Origin of the sequence: Bacillus sp. PSXD-155, from assembly GCF_049310765.1 — a bacterium.
GTDB lineage: Bacteria > Bacillota > Bacilli > Bacillales > Bacillaceae_G > Bacillus_A > Bacillus_A cereus.
Genome location: NZ_JBMOWC010000007.1, coordinates 1 through 21,555, shown reverse-complemented (window position 1 = coordinate 21,555; position 21,555 = coordinate 1). Strand labels below are relative to the sequence as shown.

Here is a 21,555-nt window from a genome sequence, read left to right as displayed (position 1 = left end):
ATCTTCTACTTCGCTTACAATGGAGGATTTTCTAACAATCTGAAGGAATATGTAAAGTGGAACTTATTTCATATTAAAGGGGAGACACGATGAAACAAGCACTATTAATTATCGACGCTCAACAAGAATTAATTGATGGAAATGAGCAAGAAAATGCAGTTTTTCGTAAAACCGAGCTATTATCTACACTAAATATAGCACTGCAGAAAGCAATAGATTCAAATGCTCTTATTGTTTTCGTAAGAGATATCGATGTTGCTTCTGGTAGTGGCGAAGGATTTGAAGTACATAATCAAATTCAAGTACCCCAATCTGCAATCCTTATTAATAAAGCAGCAACCAATTCATTCTACGGCACTTCTTTACTTGAGCTTTTAAAAGAAGAAAACATTAATCATATTGTTATAGGCGGATGTAAAACAGAACATTGCATTGACACTGCCGTTAGGACAGCAACTGTACAAGGATTTGACGTTACATTAATTAAAAACGGGCATTCAACAACTGATTCTAACGTATTGTCTGCAGAACAAATTATTGGTCATCACAATAAAACTTTACACGGTCATTATAACGTTGATAATTTTTCTATGGTGAGAGATATCGAGGAAGACCTCTTTCAGCCAACTCATGACCAATATCGTGATTAAATTGGATAAAGTGAAACTTTAATCAGTGGTGGTTTGTTGATCCCCCACCTAACTTCTTTGCTTCCGCTGAATTTTTTGGGTGGGAGTCTTACTGCCCGGCAAATAGCGGGATAAAAAAAGAATCCTTCATTTAAAAGGATTCTTTTTTTATCCAAAAATTTGCGCTGCAATACTATATAGTTCACCATTTCTTTTTAATAACCGATTACTATTTTTCATCATAATTGGTGGTGTATTCACCTTTTTAAAACCAGCAATCTCTAATTCTTTCATAAAATCGTTCTTTCCTTCTGGTACATCCATTCTTAATTTTCCATTATGCCCTCTTGCTAAATCATGTACTATTCTCATTGCCATCGCATTATTTTTAGCAACGACTGGTCCTATTATTTTATTTTCTAGCGTTTGTATACTCAAACCATATCCTAGTACATTTTGTTCCTTATCTTTCACAACATTGCATTGTTCACTTTGCATAATCCTTTTCTTTAAAAACACCTTTCGATTTGTTCCAAACGCATTTTCATCTATTTTTATTATTTTTTCTAAATCACACTCTTCATAATTCATCATATAATCTTCATTTTCTATACAATAATTATTCGCATTGTACGAGTTACATATATATTTAGAAACATAGCTTACTTCCCTGAATCCTAACTTTTCGTATAAAGGCTTTCCCTCATCCGTAGCAATCAACATAATGGGAGTATGAGCTAGTACACTCTTAATACATGAATCTGTTATCATCTTTCCAATTCCTCTTCCCTTATAATCTGGATGTACAATTACCATTCCGATAGATGCCAACGCCTCCCCATATAATATTATTGCTGCGCTAGCAATAAGTTCCTTTCTCTCATTCCATACGCCGTATACAATACCTGAGTTAAAAATTGTTTCAACTTCTTCCCTGTTATAATCCCACCCAATATAAGAAGATAATGATACAATATCGCCTATTTGTTCTTCCCTAAGACACTCCAACCTAATTTCTAATTCACTCATACTCCATCCCCTTATCTAGACATTTAAATCATTATTACTAAATCAACTTGTACATGTTTCCCTTTATTTGTCACACACATATGTTATTTTGACCAAGACTATATTGTAAATGAGGTGACAACATGCCCATTACGAATCGATTTTCTACCACCACTAACGGCGCACTCGCTATTACAGGTAATACTTTAGGCTTAAGTAAAATCAGCAATCAAAACCGTGCTGGTACAATCGGGGCAATTGGTGCATTCGCAACTACGAATACTGCTTTACAAGTACCTACTTTTCCTGCTGGTACAACGTTAAACTATACACAAAATAGTTCTACCGCCATTTTAAATATCCCTGCTGGTAGTACTATTCTTTACGCAGAACTCGTTTGGGGTGGAAACTATTTATCTCGTGATCAAAACATTACGAGTGTATTAGGAAATCCAGTTTCTTTTACAACACCTGTTTCAACATACTCGATTACTCCTTCAGCTGTTACGGCTTCAAACCAAACATTCGTTTCAAACTCTATTACATTTGGCTTTTACACTCGTTCAGCAGACGTAACAACCCTTATTCAAGCGGGAGGTTCTGGTTCCTATACTACAGGCGCGGTTCCTGGACTTGTAGATCCTATAGATGCTTCTAATGGAACAATTAATTCGGCTGGATGGACGCTTATCGTCGCTTATCAAAACGGGACATTGCCAGCAAGAAACTTAACCATTTATGTAGCTGGTAACCGTGTTTCTGCAGAAACTGGTAGTGCAGATGTAGCTGTTTCTGGATTTTTAACACCTTCAGGAGGACCTGTAAGCGGGAGGTTATTTTTAAGTTCTATTGAAGGAGATGCAGATTTAATAGGGGATCAAGCATTATTTGGAACAAATTTCAGTTCATTAAATGCTTTATCTGGGCCAAATAATGCTGTAAATAATTTCTTCGGTTCTCAAGTTAATAATGCTGCAGGAAACTTAGATACAACTGGGACATTTGGAACGCGAAATCAAAGTGCTTCTACAAGTACAAACATCTCCGCTGGAAGACAGGGCTGGGATATTACTTCTATTGATATTTCTCCTTATTTAACAAACTCACAAGTATCCGCCGCAATCCGTTTAACTACTAACGGAGATGCATATATGTTAAATACAGTTGGCTTACAAATTAATATAAACTCCCCAAATATACAAGCAACGAAAAGCGTAAATAAAAGTGTTGCTGCAATTGGAGATATTCTCACTTATACAGTTACTATCCCTAACACCGGGCTTCTTCCTGCCAATAACGCTATTTTTATAGATAGCCTCCCTAACGGTACTTCTTTTATACCCGGCACTGTAACAGTAGATAACGTACCACAAACAAATGCAAATCCTGCAGCTGGTATATCTCTTGGAACAATTAATAATGGTACTTCTCGCACAGTAACTTTCCAAGCTACTGTCGTTTCTCTTCCAAGTCAAAATCCTATCTCTAACACTGCTAATATTACATTTCAATATACACCTATCGCTGGAGGAACAACCTTTAACGGTCTTGCAACAAGCAATTCTGCTGGAACACAAATTAACCTGGCAGATATTAATGGAACAAAATCAGTTAACAAACTTTTCACAGATATTGGTGAAACATTAACTTACAGTATTGCCTTAGCTAATATAGGAAATATTGCTGCAACAAATGTTATATATACGGATCCGATTCCTAGCGGGACTACTTTCATTCCAGGAAGTGTAACTGTGAACGGAGTTACTCAAGCTGGCGCAAATCCCGCTAATGGTATATCAATTGGATCAATTGCTGCAAATTCTACTACTACTATTTCATTTCAAGTATTTGTTCCTTCTATCCCCCAAACAAATCCAATATTAAATAGTGGTACAACAACATATCAATACATTCCTGTACCAAATCAACCTGCAGTAAGTGGGACTGATACGACCAATATCGTATCTACTCAAGTGAATAACGCTACTGTAACAATGGCAAAAGCAGTAGATAAAAATTTTGCAGATATTGGTGATACACTAACGTACACCGTTTCCTTTACAGGTACAGGTAATACAAATGCGAACAATGTTATTTTTACGGATGTCATTCCTACTGGAACAACTTTCGTTCTAAACAGTTTAACAATAGATGGCACGACACAAGTGGGCGCAAATCCCGCTAGCGGTGTGAACATTGGATCCATCCCAAGCGGCACAATAAAAAATGTTGCATTTCAAGTAGTAGTAAACACAATACCCGCGTCAAATGTCGTATCTAACGGATCAAGCGCTTCTTATCAATATACCGTCAACCCTAGCCAATCTCCCGTTACAAAAAACATTTCTTCTAATCTCGTTTCCACTCAAATTAACAATGCGAATGTAACATTAACAAAATCAACTAACAAACAATTTGCCACAATTGGCGAAACGATAAGTTATACAATCCTTATTACAAACAGTGGAAATGCAGCCGCTAATAACGTTCAACTAACAGATCCACTTCCAAACGGAACGATATTGACTCTTGGTACTGTAACACTAAACGGAGTTTTGCAGAATGTAGATTCTCTCGTTGCTTTACCTATCGGCACAATTCCTGGTGGAGCTACTTTTACCTTATCCTTTCAAGTAACAGTCATTAACATTACTGCCCAAAACCCTATTATTAATAATGCTTTCGCCTCTTATATTTACACTGTAAATCCAAGTTTGCCACCGACTTCAAAAACAGCAAATTCTAATTCTGTTACATCAACAATTAGACTAGCAAATCTCCACGTTAATAAATCTGTAGATAAAACGTTTGCGGAAGTTGGCGATGTATTAACTTACACCTTTGCTCTTACTAACGATGGAAATGTTGCAGCGAACAATGTATTACTATCTGATTCAATTGCGAATGGAACCGCTTTTGTCCCAAACAGCGTTATAGTTAACAGTGTTACTCAGCCAGGCGTTACACCAGCTAGCATCAATATTGGTAGCATCAATGCTAATACTACAATTACAGCTTCATTCCAAGTAGTAATAACTAGCATTCCAAATCCAAACCCTATTTCAAATAGCGCTTCCATCTCCTATAACTTTATCGTTGATCCAAACACTTCACCTGTAAGTAAGAACACTACTTCAACCACTACATTTACTCAAGTAAACGATGCAAATGTCATTTCAGCCAAAACAGTGGATCGAGAGTTCGCTACCGTAGGGGATATATTAACTTATACTGTTACTTTGACGAATGCAGGAAGTGTTTCTGCTGATAGTCCTACTTTCGTAGATACGAATCCAGACGGTACTACCTTTATTCCAAACACTTTTCTTATTAATGGTGTACTCCAAAATAACGCAGATCCAAATATAGGTGTTCCACTACCTTCCATTGCTGCTAACGGTTCACTTACCGTCTCTTATCAAGTAACCGTCACCTCTTTACCAACACAAAATCCAACATTAAATTCATCTAGTACACAGTATAGCTTTATTCTAAATCCGGGCGATCCACCAACTATAGAAACATCTGTAAGTAACACTGTAAGTACACAAATTAATTTAGCAAATGTTGTTATTGTCAAAGAAGTAGATTTAACTATCACCGACGTCGGGCAACCAATCACATATACAATTTCTTTAGCTAATCTTGGCAATGCTACAGCAAATAATGTTATTGTTACCGATATAATCCCTAATGGCTCCACTATCGTACCAAATAGTATTTTTATAGGTGGTACTTTACAACAAGGTGAAGACCCTAGTACCGGTCTTCAAGTCGGCTCCATTCCTTCAGGTGGTTTTACAACGATTGTTTTTCAAATAAGTGCAAATGAGCTACCTTCACCAAACCCAATTCAAAACAGCGCTTCACTTCAATATAGCTTTATCGCTGATCCAAACTTACCTGCTCTCGTTAGAAACGCTGCTAGCAATATAGTAACTACACAAATTAATACTGCTAATATCGTTGCTACAAAACTCACAAGCACAAACTTCGCTGATGTTGGTGATGTCATACTATATGCAACTATTTTAACAAATAACGGGAATATCCCTGCTGCTAATGTAACGTTTACAGATATCATTCCAGCGGGTACCCTCTTCATTCCTAATACTGTAACGATTAATAATGTCCCTGTAGCTAACGCAAATCCTGCCACCGGCATTTCAATTGGTACGATAGGAGCGAATTCATCACGCACCGTTGCATTTCAAGTTTTTGTACCAACTATCCCTGCTGTAAACCCAATTACAAATCAATCAGGCACAACATTCCAATATACGTATGATCCATCCAAACCTGTTGTGATGCAGATGGTTGCTTCTAACACTGTACAGACAACTATTAATAACGCCTCAATTGCCGCTACTAAATCTGCAGATAAACAGTTTGCTAACGTAAATGATATTATTACGTACACGACTACTTTAACGAATAATGGGAACACACTTGCATCAAATGTAATATTTACAGATGTAATTCCAAACGGGACATCGTTTATTCCTAATAGTGTTACTGTAAATGGGAATACACTGCCTAATGTCAATCCAGCAAGCGGAATTGCAATCGACCCAATAAATCCGAATGCAAATACAATCATCTCATTCCAAGTACAAGTAAATTCTATCCCAAATCCAAATCCAATCCCGAACCAAAGTAATACAACGTACCAGTATGTCGTAGATCCTAACTTACCTCCAGCATCCGCCAATACGTTAAGTAACGTAATAACAACTCAAATTAATAACGCTACTATTGTCGCTACTAAGTCTGTGAATACACCGACAGCTGCAATTGGTGATATTGTTACCTATACGATTGCAGTAACAAATACGGGTAATATCCCTGCTAGTGCAACTGTTTTAACAGATGGGCTTGGCGCAGGAGCTTCATTTATCCAGAACTCCGTAACTATCAATAATGTTCCACAACCAGGATTAGATCCATCACTTGGTGTTCACTTGGCAGATATTTCGCCAGGAGATACTGTATTCATTACTTTTCAAGCACAAATTTTAGCGATACCACCTAGTGGCACATTAACAAATAATGCTCTTGTAAATTATGAATATACCGTAAATCCAAACCAATCTCCTGCTGTTGGTAGCACCGTAACAAATACAACAGTTACACCAATTATTGACGCTACTTTAGTAATAAATAAAAGCGCTAGTACAACTTTCGCTACAATTGGTGATACAATTACATTCACTTCAGCTGTTACAAACAACGGAAATACTATTGCGAACAACATTATTTTTACTGATACAATTCCAAACGGTACTACCTTTATCCCAAATAGCTTTAAGATAAATGGTGTAACCGTTCCGAATGCAAATCCACAAAACGGTATCAATATTGGTAACTTGAATTCAAATGCATCTGCTACACTCAGTTTTCAAGTAAACATTACAACACTTCCAAACCCTAATCCAATCCCGAATAAATCATCGCTTCAATATAGCTTTATTGTAGATATAAATGAACCGCCAGTTTCACGAACAGTTCAATCTAATAAAACCTTTACACAAGTAAATACTGCTTCTGTTATCGCAACAAAAACTGCAAGCAGTGCTTTTGCTGCTGTTGGAGATACAATTACGTATACAACTACCCTCACCAATAGCGGAAATACTACCGCAAACACACCTGTTTTTATCGATATATTACCACCTGAACTTTCATTCGTTCCTGATAGCGTACAAATTAATACCATCCCACAACTTGGATTTAGACCAGATAGCGGGATTTCTTTAGACTCAATTCCAGTTGGAGGAACGACAACAATTAGCTTTCAAGCTATCGTTGGCTCAATACCAGTTACAAATCCAACTTTGAACCAGTCTAGCACGACATACTCGATCATTGTTGATCCTACCCAGCCGCCGGTGACAGAAACAGCTACAAGTAATCCAACTTTAGTTCAAATTAACGAAGCGATTATTCAAGCAACGAAAAGTGTGAATCGGCTATTTTCTGACATAGCACCTGGAAATTCATTTTTAACGTATACAGTTTTATTAGAAAATGTAGGAAACACAACTGCTACGAATATCATTTTTACAGATCCGATTCCAAATAACGCAGTATTTATAGAAGATAGCGTTCGAGTAGGCGGAGTTTTATTACCTGGAGTAAATCCAGCGAACGGGATACCAATTGGAGATATTATTGCAGGAGATTTTATAAATGTTACCTTCCGTGTGCAAGTAGTTAGCATTCCAAATCCAATTTTCACAATTGGACCAGGCGGACCAAACTCACCGGTTGTAAACGGTGCTTCCATTAATTATCAATTTATGACAGGCCCAAACTTGCCACTCGTTTCAAGAAGTACGACGTCCAATCCGGTTTCGACACAAATAAACTCTGGGGAAATCGTGGCAATCAAATCTGTAGATAAAACTTTCGCTACAATTGGCGATACAATTTCTTATACGATTACATTAAGTAACCCTGGAAATGTCACTTCACAAAATATAATTTTTACGGATACTTTACCTGATGGAACAACATTCATATCTGGCACTCTTACAAACGATTCTGGTACACAGCAAATCGGAAATCCAACTAACGGGATTCAGATTGGAAATATAAATCCGAGTGGAACGGCCATTATTACTCTCAATGTACTTGTTACAAACATTCCAAGTATAAACCCAATTTCTAATTTTAGTTCTGTACAATTTCAGCATATTGTCGATCCAAATCAACCAGTTATAACTCAAACTGCTTCATCGAATACCGTTACTACGACAATAAATAGCGCAATATTAACTACCACAAAAAATGCTGATAAATCCATTATTTCTGTTGGCGATACGATTACGTATACATCTACTATTACAAATACAGGAAATACAACAGCAACGAATATTACATTCACAAGCGCTATTCCAGCTAACACTACATTTATACCAAATTCTTTCACAATCAATGGTATACCGCAATTTGGTGCACGGCCAGCGCTCGGAGTAACTATACCAAATATCGCTCCTGGTAAAACAGTAACCGTTACTTTCCAAGTAAATGTTATTTCTGTGCCTCCTTCAAGTTCAATTATGGATAACGATACAATTTTATACTCTTATACTGTTGATCCAAGTGCCGCTCCTATTACAACTTCTACTTCAACGAATATCGTTACAAACCCGGTACTAGATGCTATGATAACGATGGTAAAATCGGTCGATCAAACAATTGTTACACTAGGTGATAATATTACCTATACAACCATTTTAACGAATAATGGCAATACAAATGCAACGAATATTACTTTCACTGATCTTATTCCAGACGGCACAACTTTCATTCCGAATAGTGTCACAATCAATGGCAGTACACACATCGGACTCGATCCTAATACAGGTATAACAATCGGATCAATTGCTCCTAACAACTCAATATCTATCGCATTCCAAGTTACTGCTACTTCTACACCAAACCAAAATCCTGTAGCCAATTCCGCTACTGCTTCTTACACATTTATCGCTGATCCAAATGCACCGATTGTTTCAAGAAACGTTACTTCAAACACAGTGTTTACTACGATTAATACAGCTAACATTCTTTCATTAAAACAAGTCGATAAATCCTTTAGTCGTATTGGAGACACACTCACTTATACTGTCGTTTTAACAAACAATGGAAACTCATCTGCACAAAATGTTATATTTACAGATACAGTGCCAAGCGTCACTACATTTATTGCAAACACATTTTCTATTAATGGAGTTCCTCAAAGTGGGGCGGATCCATCGAACGGTGTGAATATTGGGACAATAACAGCCGGGACTACAGTAACAGTTTCGTTCCAAGTTACTGTAACATCATTACCAAACCAAAACCCAATTGTAAATGTCTCATCAACATCGTATCAATTAGTCTCACCACCTGATGCAGAAACTTCAATTAGTAATCCTGTTTCAACACAAATTAACGAAGTTATATTATCCATGACGAAAAATGAAAGTGTCTCCTTTGCAGATATTGGGCAAACTGCTTTTTACACTACTTCTATTTCGAATATAGGAAATACAGATGCAGCCAACATTGTATTCACGGATGTATTACCGAGCGGACTCACATTTGTTCCTAACACATTAACTGTTGATGGTGTTTTACAACCTGACGCGAATCCAAATACCGGTGTATTACTTGCAGCACTTCCGCCTAATGAAATATATAGTATCGTCTTTCAAGTTGTGGTGAACAACATTCCACCTATTAATCCAGCACCAAATACAGCAGCAACGACGTATGAATTTACTGTTGATCCTGTTAATCCTCCCGTTTCAAGTGCAGCTACTTCCAACACTACACTCCTTCAAATAAACAACGCAACTATTATTAGTACCAAAACAGCAAACCTTACTTTTGCGGATGTTGGTAATACAATAACATTTACACTTAACCTTCCTAATACCGGAAATGTGACCGCAACTGATGTAACTATTATCGATATTCTTGATAGCAATTTAAGTTTCGTTCCAAATAGTTTCACAGCTAATGGGCAAACCATTCCAAACGCCGATTTATCAACTGGTGTAAATATTGGTTCCATTAATGGTGGTAATACGGCAATCGTTACATTCCAAGCAACTGTTATTACACTTCCAACACTTAATCCCATTTCTAACTCTGCTTCTACCACATACCATTATGTCGTTGATCCTAGCCAGCCACTTATTACAACTTCCAATCAATCTAATACAACGACAACACAAATTAATAGCGCTATCCTTACTGCACAAAAAAATTCAAATGTATCTACGGTAGATATCGGGCAGGATATTACCTACACCGTTACAATTACAAATAGCGGAAATGTGAGTGCAACGAATGTTATTTTTACCGACCTTATTCCAGACGGAACTTCCTTTGAACCGAATAGCTTTACACTGAACGGAACTAGCATCCCAAATGCAGATATCATTACAGGCGTTCCAATCGGTGATATCGCGCCAAACGAATCTGTCATCGTAGCATTTAACATTATCGCCAATGAAATTCCGCCTATAAATCCAATTACTAATCAAGCTAGCGTTAGCTTTCAACATATCGTTAATCCAGCTAATCCTCCAGTTTCAAAAAATATTATTTCTAACAACGTTACAACAAAAATTGAAAGTGCTATTTTAAATACTATTAAAATAGGAGATAAAACTTTTGCAACGATTGGTGATACGATTACGTATACAACGACTATTACGAACACAGGCAATATTCCTGCTAACAACGCTATATTCTCAGACCCTTTACCATCGTGGACACAATTTGTTACAGGATCAGTTATTGTTGATGGCACTCCATTACCATCCGCTTCGGTTATTAACGGTGTTGGCATAAATACAATCAATCCAAATCAAACTGTTACAATCATATTCCAAGTACAAATCGTAAGTAATCCAACAACGTTCACACCTGAACTCCAAAACTTAGGATTTGTTAACTTCCAATATAACGTAGGCAATGCATTACTGGCTCAGCCTGGCAATGTGGAAACGAATGTCTTCGTTACTTCTATTAATACAGCAATACTTTCAGCTGTAAAAACTGCTAATACAGCCTTTGCAAATATTGGAGATACGATCACTTATACAGTTTTGATTCAAAATAGCGGCAATACAAACGCTACGAATGTAAATTTCTCAGACCCAGTTCCAGCAGGAACAACCTTTGTTGAAAATAGTTTTGCTGTAAATGGGAGTACAATTCCAGGTGCAAATCCAAATAACGGAGTGAATATCGGAACAATTAGCTCGGATAGTTCCTTAACCGTTACTTTCCAAGTCATAGTTACATCAACTCCACCTTCAAATCCGATTACAAACGTAGCATCTATTCAATACACATTCATCGTTGATCCGGCCTCTCCTCCTGTTACAGGCACGATAAATTCTAATAGCGCTTCAACACAAATTAATAACGCGACTGTTACAACTGTTTTACAAGCAAATCGTTCAATTGTGTCTATCGGGGATGTAATTACGTATACAGCAACATTAACGAATACTGGAAACTTCCCTGCAAACTCTGTTTTACTCATTAACGGAGTTCCTGAAGGAGCATTATTTGTTCCAAATAGTGTTACGCTCAACGGGATTTCACTTCCAGATGCAAGTCCAACTCTCGGTATTCCCGTTGGTATTATCGCACCAGGTGATTCCGCTACTATTACATTCCAATTTCTTGCAAGTTCTATTCCACCACAAGGAGCAATTATAAATCAAGCACTTACAAGTTACACGTATATTGTCGATCCAAGTCAACCTCCTGTTACAGCAACATCCTCGTCTAATACGGTTAATACAGCTGTTGTTGATGCATCGTTATCCGTAATTAAAAGTACAGATTCTCTCGTACAATCTACTGACGGTACAATCACTTACACAGTAGTCGTTCAAAATAACGGAAATACTACTGCAAATACAGTTACTTTAACAGATTTGGTCCCCGAAGGAACTGCCTTTATTCCGAATAGCGTAACTATTAATAGCGTTTCCGTTCCAGATGCTGATCCTAACGTAGGAATACCATTAAACTCCATCACACCGTCAGAAATCGTCACTGTAACATTCCAGGTTATCGTTCAATCTATTCCAAGCGTGAACCCAATTTCTAATACAGCCCGTATTGACTACACTTTTATCGCCGATCCAACTGCTCCTATCATCTCTCGAACAATTACGTCTAATCCCGCTTTCACACAAATTTCAGATGCGACTATCCTTTCTTTAAAAGGAGTCAATGCACAACAAGCAACAACAGGTGATATTTTGACTTATACGATAACACTAGAAAATACCGGAAATATTCCAGCTACTAATCTCATATTTTCAGATACTATTCCCCAAAATACTACATTCGTAGAAAATAGTTTTACACTTAATGGAACAACTATACTTGGTGCCAATCCAAATGTAGGTGTTACTTTGCCTACCCTAGTAGCAAACGCTACTCATCTTATTTCGTTCCAAATTCTTATTAACGATTCATTCTCGCAAGAATCGATTACAAATCAATCCAATACAACATATACAATCCAACCAGACCCAGGGCAACCGCCTATTACTGAAACATCTACTAGTAATATCGTCATTACAAATTTCGTGCAAGCACAATTGACAATTACAAAAACATCCAATCCAACAACTGTAGATATCGGTGGAACTATACTTTATATTTCTGAAGTGAAAAATATCGGTAATGTTGACGCAATAAATATTGATTTCACAGATTCTATTCCAACTGGGACTACATTCGTTCCCGATAGTGTCACAATTAACGGTGTCCTTCAGCCAGGTGTAAATCCTGAAAACGGAATACCAATTGGAACAATTCCAGCAAACAGTTCCAAAACGATACTATTTCAAGTGCAAACAAATAATCCACCGAATGAAACTGAAATTGTAAATCAATCTTCAGCAACTTACCAATATGTAAGTATTCCTACAGCCCCACCAGTAAATCGCTCTGCAAATTCTAACATTGTTACAACATCACTTCAAAATGCAAATATTATTTCTGTTAAAAGTGCGGATGTAAATTTCGTATCAATCGGGCAAATGATTACCTACACAAATACACTTCAAAATATAGGAACCGTTCCGGCTAACAATATCGTGTTCATTGATAACATTCCAGAAGGTACTATATTCATTGAAGATAGCTTAGCAATAAATAATGTAATTCAGCCTGGCGTGAATCCTGAAAACGGAGTAACTCTCGGCACGATACAACCAAATGAAACAGTCACTATTTCATTCCAAGTACAACTTACAAATATACCAGAGGGCAATACAGTCATTAATATTTCAGACACTTCGTACGAATACCAAATTGACCCTAGTTCTCCAATTATTCAGCGTAGATCGTTATCAAATGCAGTAAATACTGAAGTGCGAACGGCAAATGTTAGTGCAATTAAATCCGCTAACAGATCCATTACACGTATCGGTCAAATCATCACATATACAGTCGCAGTTACAAACGCCGGTACAATACCTATTACAAATACTCTCCTACTTGACGCAATTGCTTCTGGCACCACATTCGTTCCAAATAGCATTCTTGTAGATGGCGTACCAAGACCTAACGAAAATCCAATTACCGGTATCAATCTTGATATAATTCTTCCAAATAATACGATTATTGTTACGTTCCAAGTAAGCGTAGTTTCTATACCGCCACAAAATAACATTAATAATATCGCCGTCATTCACTATGAGTATCGACCAGACCCAAGCACACCACCAATTTCAGAAACGACCTCTTCCAATGCTACAAACATACAATTTATTGATGCTATTCTTATTGCTACAAAATCTGCTAATACTGTATTAGCTACTATTGATGAAACCATTGAATATACAGTATTCATTCAAAATAATGGATCGGCTACAACTAACTCCATCTTTTTTACAGATACTATAGCAGATGGAACAGTATTTATTCCAGGAAGTGTAATAGTTAATAATACTGTACTTCCTGCAGCAGATCCGAATATCGGCTTTTCCATTCCTAATGTCGCAGCAGGTCAAATGGCTACAATAACATTCCAAGTTTCCGTTACGAATTTACCTACTGTAAATCCAACACCTAATACTGCAAACATCGCCTACGACTTTATTTTCAATCCTGACTTTGCACCAATTCAAAAATCTACTACTTCCAATACTACTTTCGTTCAAATTAATGATGCTGATATCGTTTCACTTAAAACTGTTGATTTAACCTCTGTAACGATTGGTGACATTTTAACTTATACAACAACTTTAACGAATACAGGGAATACGGATGCCACTGCTGTTGTATTTACAGACAATATACCTGATGGAACAACCTTTATTGGCGGTAGCGTTTTAGTAAATAACATTCCTCAGCTTAACGCCAACCCAAGTGTAGGTATACTTGTGGGAACGATTGCTCCTAACATTTCTATCCCAGTCACATTTTCTGTTACCGTCGTAGCTCTTCCTGCTAGCGGTCATGTTCAAAATCAATCAACTTCTCGTTATACAATAAACGTGGAAGAACAAATATCGACTAGCAATATTACCTTCACTGAAGTTATTTCCGCTAATGTAATTGCGACAAAAACAACACCTATCCAATATGCTGACTTACAAACTATCATCCCTTATACAATTTCCATCATAAATAACGGAAATATACAAGTCGAAAACATTATTGTTACAGATATTATCCCGGCAAATACGAGCTTTATAGAGAATAGTGTTATCGTGAACGGCAACGCTCGGCCAAATGACAACCCTCTTAACGGTATACAAATTGATACCATTCCACCTAATACGACAGCAACCATTCTATTCCAAGTACGGGTTACTTCGATTCCACAAACAAATCCAATCACTAACACGAGTACAATTGAATATGAATACACGGTACCAGATCGACCACCTATTACCGAAACTATTATTTCATCAGCTGCCGCAACAGAAATTAATCACGCAAATTTGAATAGTAATAAAGCTGTTGACCTTGCATTTGCAACGGTTGGTGATACGTTAACGTATACGATCACACTAAATCAAACCGGTAATGTTGCAGTAAATGATGTAATCATTCAAGATATTATTCCTCAAGGTACTACGTTTATAGAAAATAGCGTCATTGTAAACGGAGAAACTCTTCCAGGAGTGAATCCAGTAAGCGGCATACCAATTGGTACTATAATTGTAGGTGGAGACGCTATCGTTTCATTCCAAGTAACTGTGACTTCTATTCCAACACCAAATGAACTAAACAACAACGCAATTACTACTTTTAACTATATAGTCAACCCAAATAACGTACCTGTTACAAATACGACTACAACAAACACCGTCACAACTACTGTCCAAAATGATAATGTCATTGCGATAAAAGCTGTTGATTTCACAAGTGCCTTACCCGGTCAAACTTTAACGTATACCATCACGATTACTAATAATGGTAATATCATTATCGAAGACCTTCTTTTAGTAGACACAGCACCAGCAGATACGACATTTGTTATTGGTAGTGTTACGATTAATGGAATCAATCAACCTAATGCGAATCCGGAAAATGGTATTACGTTAGGAAATCTTGCTCCAAATGAATCTGTTATTATTACATTCCAAGTGACAATTTCTTCTTCTACTCTTCAATCTACAATCAATAACGATGCTACTATTTCCTATACGCCTATTGTCGGTCCAATCCAACCACCTATTACGATTACAAAGCAAATAAATACAGTTACAAAGCAAACAAATACCGTTACAACGACAGTCGTTGATCCGATGGTTGACATTAAAAAAACAGCTGACAAATCTATTGTCGTTATAGGAGATATCATTACATTCACATTAGCGGTATTTAATCACTCCCCAATTCCGACAATCAGTACTTCTGTTATAGACACAATTCCAGCTGGTACAACATTTATAGAAAACAGCGTAACAATTAACGGTACTCCCGTTCCAAATGTTCGTCCAGACACTGGTATTAATATCGGCTCTTTACCTGCAGATTCAGTAGCAACTATAACATTTCAAGTTCTCGTAACTTCTATTCCTTCAAACAGTACAATTATAAATTCTGCAACAGTTACCGCTGCCTTTCAATTGACACCACAGGATCCAATTATTACTTTCATTGTTAATTCAAATATCGTTCGTATACCAATTCAATTTATAACTGTAACAGTCACGAAAAATGCTTCCGTCAGCTCAGCTTATTTAAATCAATATTTTGATTACACGGTACGAATTACAAATAATTCCAAAATTTCACTCTCAAATATTTCTTTACAAGATACCATTCCAGCAGGTTTACAATTTATAAACGGCACTGTCTTTATTAACGGTGAACGCTCTCCACTAGCGAATCCGAATATCGGTTTCCTAGTTGCCACTAATTTGGAACCAAACGAAACAATTATCGTATTATTCACAGTACAAGTAATAAGTCCACCTGTTAATAATGAATTTAAAAATACGGCCAATATTTCGTTACAACTTCAAGTCTCGCCTACCGACCCACCAATTACAGTAACCGTTACAAGTAACGAAAACATCGTCACTTTTGTTCCAGAAAATCCAGATGAAACACTTCCAAATTTAAATTGCTTCTTTGACGGTGAACGCTTCATTCGCATTACTCCTCGAAATGTACGAAATTACCTTTGGACTTGGATTTGGTGGAAGTAATTGAAACAAAAAAGAGATTGTAGTTTGGTTGAAACCAAATTACAATCTCTTTTTCATTACCTATATCCCACTACGTTTTAACTCGTCCAAGGATATACAATTAAACAACATCTCAAGTTATCTTAGTCGTAATAAGTTGGCCAGCTTCATTAATAGTAACTTTCCATTTCACTCCACTAGCAGTCTTCATGATTATACCTTTACTTGCCTCTATTTCAATATCTCCAAACATTCTTCCACCAGTTGTCGCTAACCAAGCGTTCCCGTTTTCCATAGAAGACCTTGCAAAAATACGATTAATTCGAAAACGCTTATGATCTTGAGAATAACCACTTAATGTAATTCTAACTTTATATAACTGACTCGCCTTCATATTCGATATAATTGTATCGCCAACATTTAATGGAACATCCAACGCGATAACCCAACTTCCAGTTGCGCTTAATGCATATTCAATTTTAATTTTCTTTGGGCTCTCTCCCCACCCAAAATACATTCCAAAACAATTTAACATTTGTATTGGTTTTTTCGTAAAATCCAGTTCAATTACAACTGGATTACTATCTGGAACGTCAATATAGTTTACACTTTGTTCATCTATTAAATTAAAGCAATTTGCGAGATTCCCCCCGTAAGGCACTTTCCCACTTACTTGCTTAATCGTATACTTCTGCTGAGCGTTTACTAAAATATCATCTTGATTCCCTATTAAATGTGGTTTATTTAACGTAATCGGTAACTGAATTCGAAGAGATTCTTCATAGGTAGACTTACAAACATTGTATTGTCCTTTATCTACAATAGTTGTAGAAAGTAAATTTGAAAAAAGGTAGTTACGATGCGAATTAGAAGAAAATTCAATGACAATCTGTTCACTACTCATCCGGTACGTATCCCAAATCATACAATCAAATGTATTATACGCACCTGAGCAACGAATTACTTTTTTCGTTTGTTGTCTACATTGCACTTGAATATCATGAAACGTATTTCCTGAACTTTCATTTGGCAAATCACTATTTCCATCGACTTCAATCCCATACCCACACCCATCAATAAAAATAGATTGAAATACATTGGCGTTAATCCAGCAAGGTGTATTGATATCATCTATATACTCTGTTTTCAAATATATTGCAGTTTGAAAGTTTTTAATTTGAATAAATTTAACTTGAAAGAAACTAATATAATCCCATGCCTTTTGACAATAAAAATGTATAGCTTTTCCTTTATACGATGGAGTTGTATTTATTATATTTATATTTGATATAACAGATTGATTAGGTACTTCGATTTGTTGTGAACCAGAAACATAAATAACAGCAGATTGAAACAATGGATTTATAACTTGAATAGTACCACCAGTTATTGAAGCATCACTTTGCAGCTCAAGTGCATTAAAATCTCCATCAATTTGCAGCGTTACGGTAGGATCCAACTCTAATCTTACGTTTGATTTAATAACAATCGGTTTTGCAATTTTGTACGTATTTAACCCTGTAATTCGAACCGTCGAAATTCGATTCGCTACACAATAATTTATAGCTTGCTGGATTGCTAATGAACTATCATTTCCTGAGTTCGGAACTGCGCCAAAACAATCAATGTGAACGCTACTTTCTGGCGCACAATCTTCTTGGGAAGAAATATATTCTGACAAAATAAACTCACTCCTCATATTACCTTTTTCATATAATATGTGAGTTCTCTCTTAAAAGTTTCTATAATAAAAAAAACAAACGACCTACCCGGTCATTTGTTTAATTCATATATATTTTTCGTTTCTTCTATCATTTTAGTTAACGAGAAATACCTCACTGCTTTTTCTCGTGCTTTCAATCTAATATCATTTACCCTTTCTTCATTCCCTTGTAGTTCCTCAAGTGCACTTGCAAATTCAGATTCACAATATTCAGATATCAAAATACCTGATTCTCCATCTATTACTGCTTCATGTATTCCACCAACATCTATTGAAACAATGGGTGTCCCTGTAGCCATCGCTTCAATTACTACCATTGGAAACACTTCACGAAAAGATAATAAAAGTAAGGCATCCATATTCCCTATAAACTCATGCGGCTCTGAAATATTCCCTAGCATCTTCACTCTTTGCTGCAATCCATATTTTTCTATTTCTTTCATAATCGATTCTTTCTCTGGTCCATCACCAGCAATATAAAACATAAAATCACTTCTCTTTTTCAACACATTTGCAATTTTGACAAATAGTTGATGGTTTTTCTCTTTGGATAATCTAGCTAATATCCCTATTTTATATGTAGATTCTTTCTTTTTCTGCTGGAATAAAAACTTGTCAATATCGACACCGTTATAAATTGTATTTATTTTTTCTTCTGCTACATGAATTGACATTAAATTATTCTTTTCAAACTCACTTACTGTAATAATATTGTTCACATATTTATTCATGAAATACCGAAAAAGCGTTGGCATTTTCTTTTCTAATATCGTTACATTATGTTTTGTATAAACAATTTTCATCTTTTTTTTAATAAACTTTTGAAGTAGAAAAGCATATAATACCATTCGCAAACTATTTGCATGAATAAGTTCTATCTTTCGTTTAAAAATTTCGTTTCGTAAATAATAAATATTTCTCAAATGATTCCATCGACTAAGTAAGATAAAATTTTCTTTTCTAGTAAGAGATTCATATAGTTCTCCATCACCTGCAGCTGTATAAATCTTAAAATCCTCATAACGCAAATTACTTTCCAATTTACAGAAATAGCTCTCGGCTCCGCCAGTTATCAATTTATCTGTCATCAACAGTATATTCATAATCGCGTCTTCCCAACTACATTGATTTTATTTTTTTTATAAGCATGATAAGCATACTTACTAAAATAGTAAAAAATTTGCACCGAATTCAGTCGTTCTTGTTCCCTTAACAATTTCCAATACCGGAAAGCTGCTCGAATTTTATTTCTAGAAACAGAATTTGTAACAATTCTATATTTTGCTAATACTTGCTGTATCCCTTTTGCTTCATACCCTTCATGTAATAAGTTCAGCCATAACGCTGTATCTTCCGGCTGTATAATAGGCATTTCAACATACGGAATTTTTTCGCGATCAATCATCACTGTTAAACACCCGATAATTGTATTTCCTGCTAAATAATGATAGTCAACAGATTTTGGTACACTCACTTCACGATTTAGTTCATTACCATTTTCATCAATTAAACTATACGACGCATATGAAAAAGCAATATTCATTTCTTCCATAAATGACAATTGTGTCTTCAATTTATGCGGCAACCATATATCATCACTATCTAAAAAGGCAATGTACCTTCCTCTCGCCTCTTGGATTGCTAAATTCCGAGCTTTAGCAGCACCGACATTTTCTTTTAATGATAATAATCTAATTCGTGAGTCTCCTTCTATTATCTCTTTAATTTTTGCGGCAGATTGATCGGTTGAACAGTCATCAATGATAATCATTTCCCAGTTTTCATACGATTGATTCTGTACAGATAAAATTGTCTCACCTATAAATCGTATACTATTATAAGAAGGTGTTATTACAGAAACATAAGGCGGCTCATTATGTGCTGATAGACATTTTACCATCTATCTTTCCCCTTCCTTCATATATTGAAATATACTTCACAACAACTGCTAAAAATAAAAAGAACGCTTCGTTAATAATGAGTGACAATGACATCATCTGAAATAAAAATGCAATCATAGTCAATAGAAGGTATGGTTTTTCACGAAACAAAGTATGCTGCGCTAGCTTGAACATTAATATGAATAAAAACGCGCTATATAGAAGAAAACCAATTGTACCCGATTCAGACAAAATTTCTAAAAATGTATTGTGTACATATAATTTTTCATTAAATTGATACTCATAATAATTCGAAAAGTTAAAAGCGCCGATTCCAATATATGGATTAGATAAATAATATTTAAAAGCAGCTTCCCATAATGTAAATCTACCACTTCCATTATCATGGGAAAAATCAGAAATTCGTTTATTTAATATGTCATCTAATTGGCCCCCCATTACACTATTCGATAAACTAAAAATAACTACACTAAACAATACTAAACTCATAATTATTTTTATTTTTTTGGCGAAACTAGACATACATATATATACAAAAACGACAAGTACAAGCGCTAATATACCGCCCCTTGAAAAGGTTAATAAACTCGTCGTAACACATAAAATTAACCCTAGGATGTTAGTGATATTTTGTAAATTCGTCATATAGTACATAAAAAATATTGTATTATAGAAAATAAAAATGTTAGGATCATCTAGCAATCCAATTAACCGTGGATATCCTCTATCCACTAATAACCCAGCAAAAATTTCTCTCTCTTCTCCACCGTATAAACTAAAGTATTGTAAACCGATTATATAGAGTATTAGACTTACAACATTAAATACTACTCCTACATAAGCAATAGATGATTCAAGTACCACTATTTCAGTATTGCCCAATAAATTCCTCATTATAAAATAGCATCCTAAAACGAGTAGCACGCCAAAAATCATACGAATACTAGCATTTAAATACATAGAAAGAATTCCACTTAAACAATAAATGAAATAAAACAGTAAAAATACAACTTCATGAAAATATAACTTTTGAATATGAAAGTTTTTAATTGTTAAACAAAAATATATGACTAAAAAAATCATATATATCTTCAATGAAAATCCAATATATAAATTGT

General features: G+C 35.7%; 7 protein-coding genes. 2 read left to right on the top strand and 5 right to left on the bottom strand.

All coding sequences use genetic code 11. The features are described from left to right. Positions 1–89: 89 nt before the first annotated feature. Positions 90–650, top strand: a complete 561-nt coding sequence (locus ACO6VI_RS09815) for a cysteine hydrolase family protein (protein ID WP_000806310.1) — start codon at positions 90–92, stop codon at positions 648–650. A gap of 147 nt (positions 651–797) precedes the next feature. On the opposite strand, the gene ACO6VI_RS09810 is transcribed toward ACO6VI_RS09815, so the two are convergent. After that, positions 798–1,658, bottom strand: a complete 861-nt coding sequence (locus ACO6VI_RS09810) for a GNAT family N-acetyltransferase (protein ID WP_161519757.1) — start codon at positions 1,656–1,658, stop codon at positions 798–800. A 122-nt stretch (positions 1,659–1,780) separates the two neighbouring features. Between ACO6VI_RS09810 and ACO6VI_RS09805 the strand changes: the two genes are divergently transcribed. Further along, complete coding sequence (locus ACO6VI_RS09805) at positions 1,781–16,834, top strand: DUF7507 domain-containing protein (protein WP_422423255.1); 15,054 nt, start codon at positions 1,781–1,783, stop codon at positions 16,832–16,834. 112 nt (positions 16,835–16,946) lie between these two features. On the opposite strand, the gene ACO6VI_RS09800 is transcribed toward ACO6VI_RS09805, so the two are convergent. From ACO6VI_RS09800 to ACO6VI_RS09785, 4 genes are all read right to left on the bottom strand, one after another. Continuing rightward, positions 16,947–18,494, bottom strand: coding sequence for a hypothetical protein (locus ACO6VI_RS09800; protein ID WP_140157237.1), 1,548 nt, complete (start codon positions 18,492–18,494; stop codon positions 16,947–16,949). Positions 18,495–18,586: 92 nt separating this feature from the next. Continuing rightward, positions 18,587–19,639, bottom strand: coding sequence for a glycosyltransferase family 4 protein (locus ACO6VI_RS09795; RefSeq protein WP_088020773.1), 1,053 nt, complete (start codon positions 19,637–19,639; stop codon positions 18,587–18,589). After that, entirely contained in the window at positions 19,636–20,436 is an 801-nt protein-coding gene (locus ACO6VI_RS09790) for a glycosyltransferase family 2 protein (RefSeq protein ID WP_088020772.1), read from the bottom strand. Before ACO6VI_RS09790 ends, ACO6VI_RS09795 begins: the two co-directional genes overlap by 4 nt. Further along, a partial coding sequence (locus tag ACO6VI_RS09785) for an O-antigen ligase family protein (RefSeq protein ID WP_422423254.1) occupies positions 20,411–21,555 on the bottom strand: 1,145 nt, incomplete at its 5' end. The genes ACO6VI_RS09785 and ACO6VI_RS09790, both read right to left, overlap by 26 nt.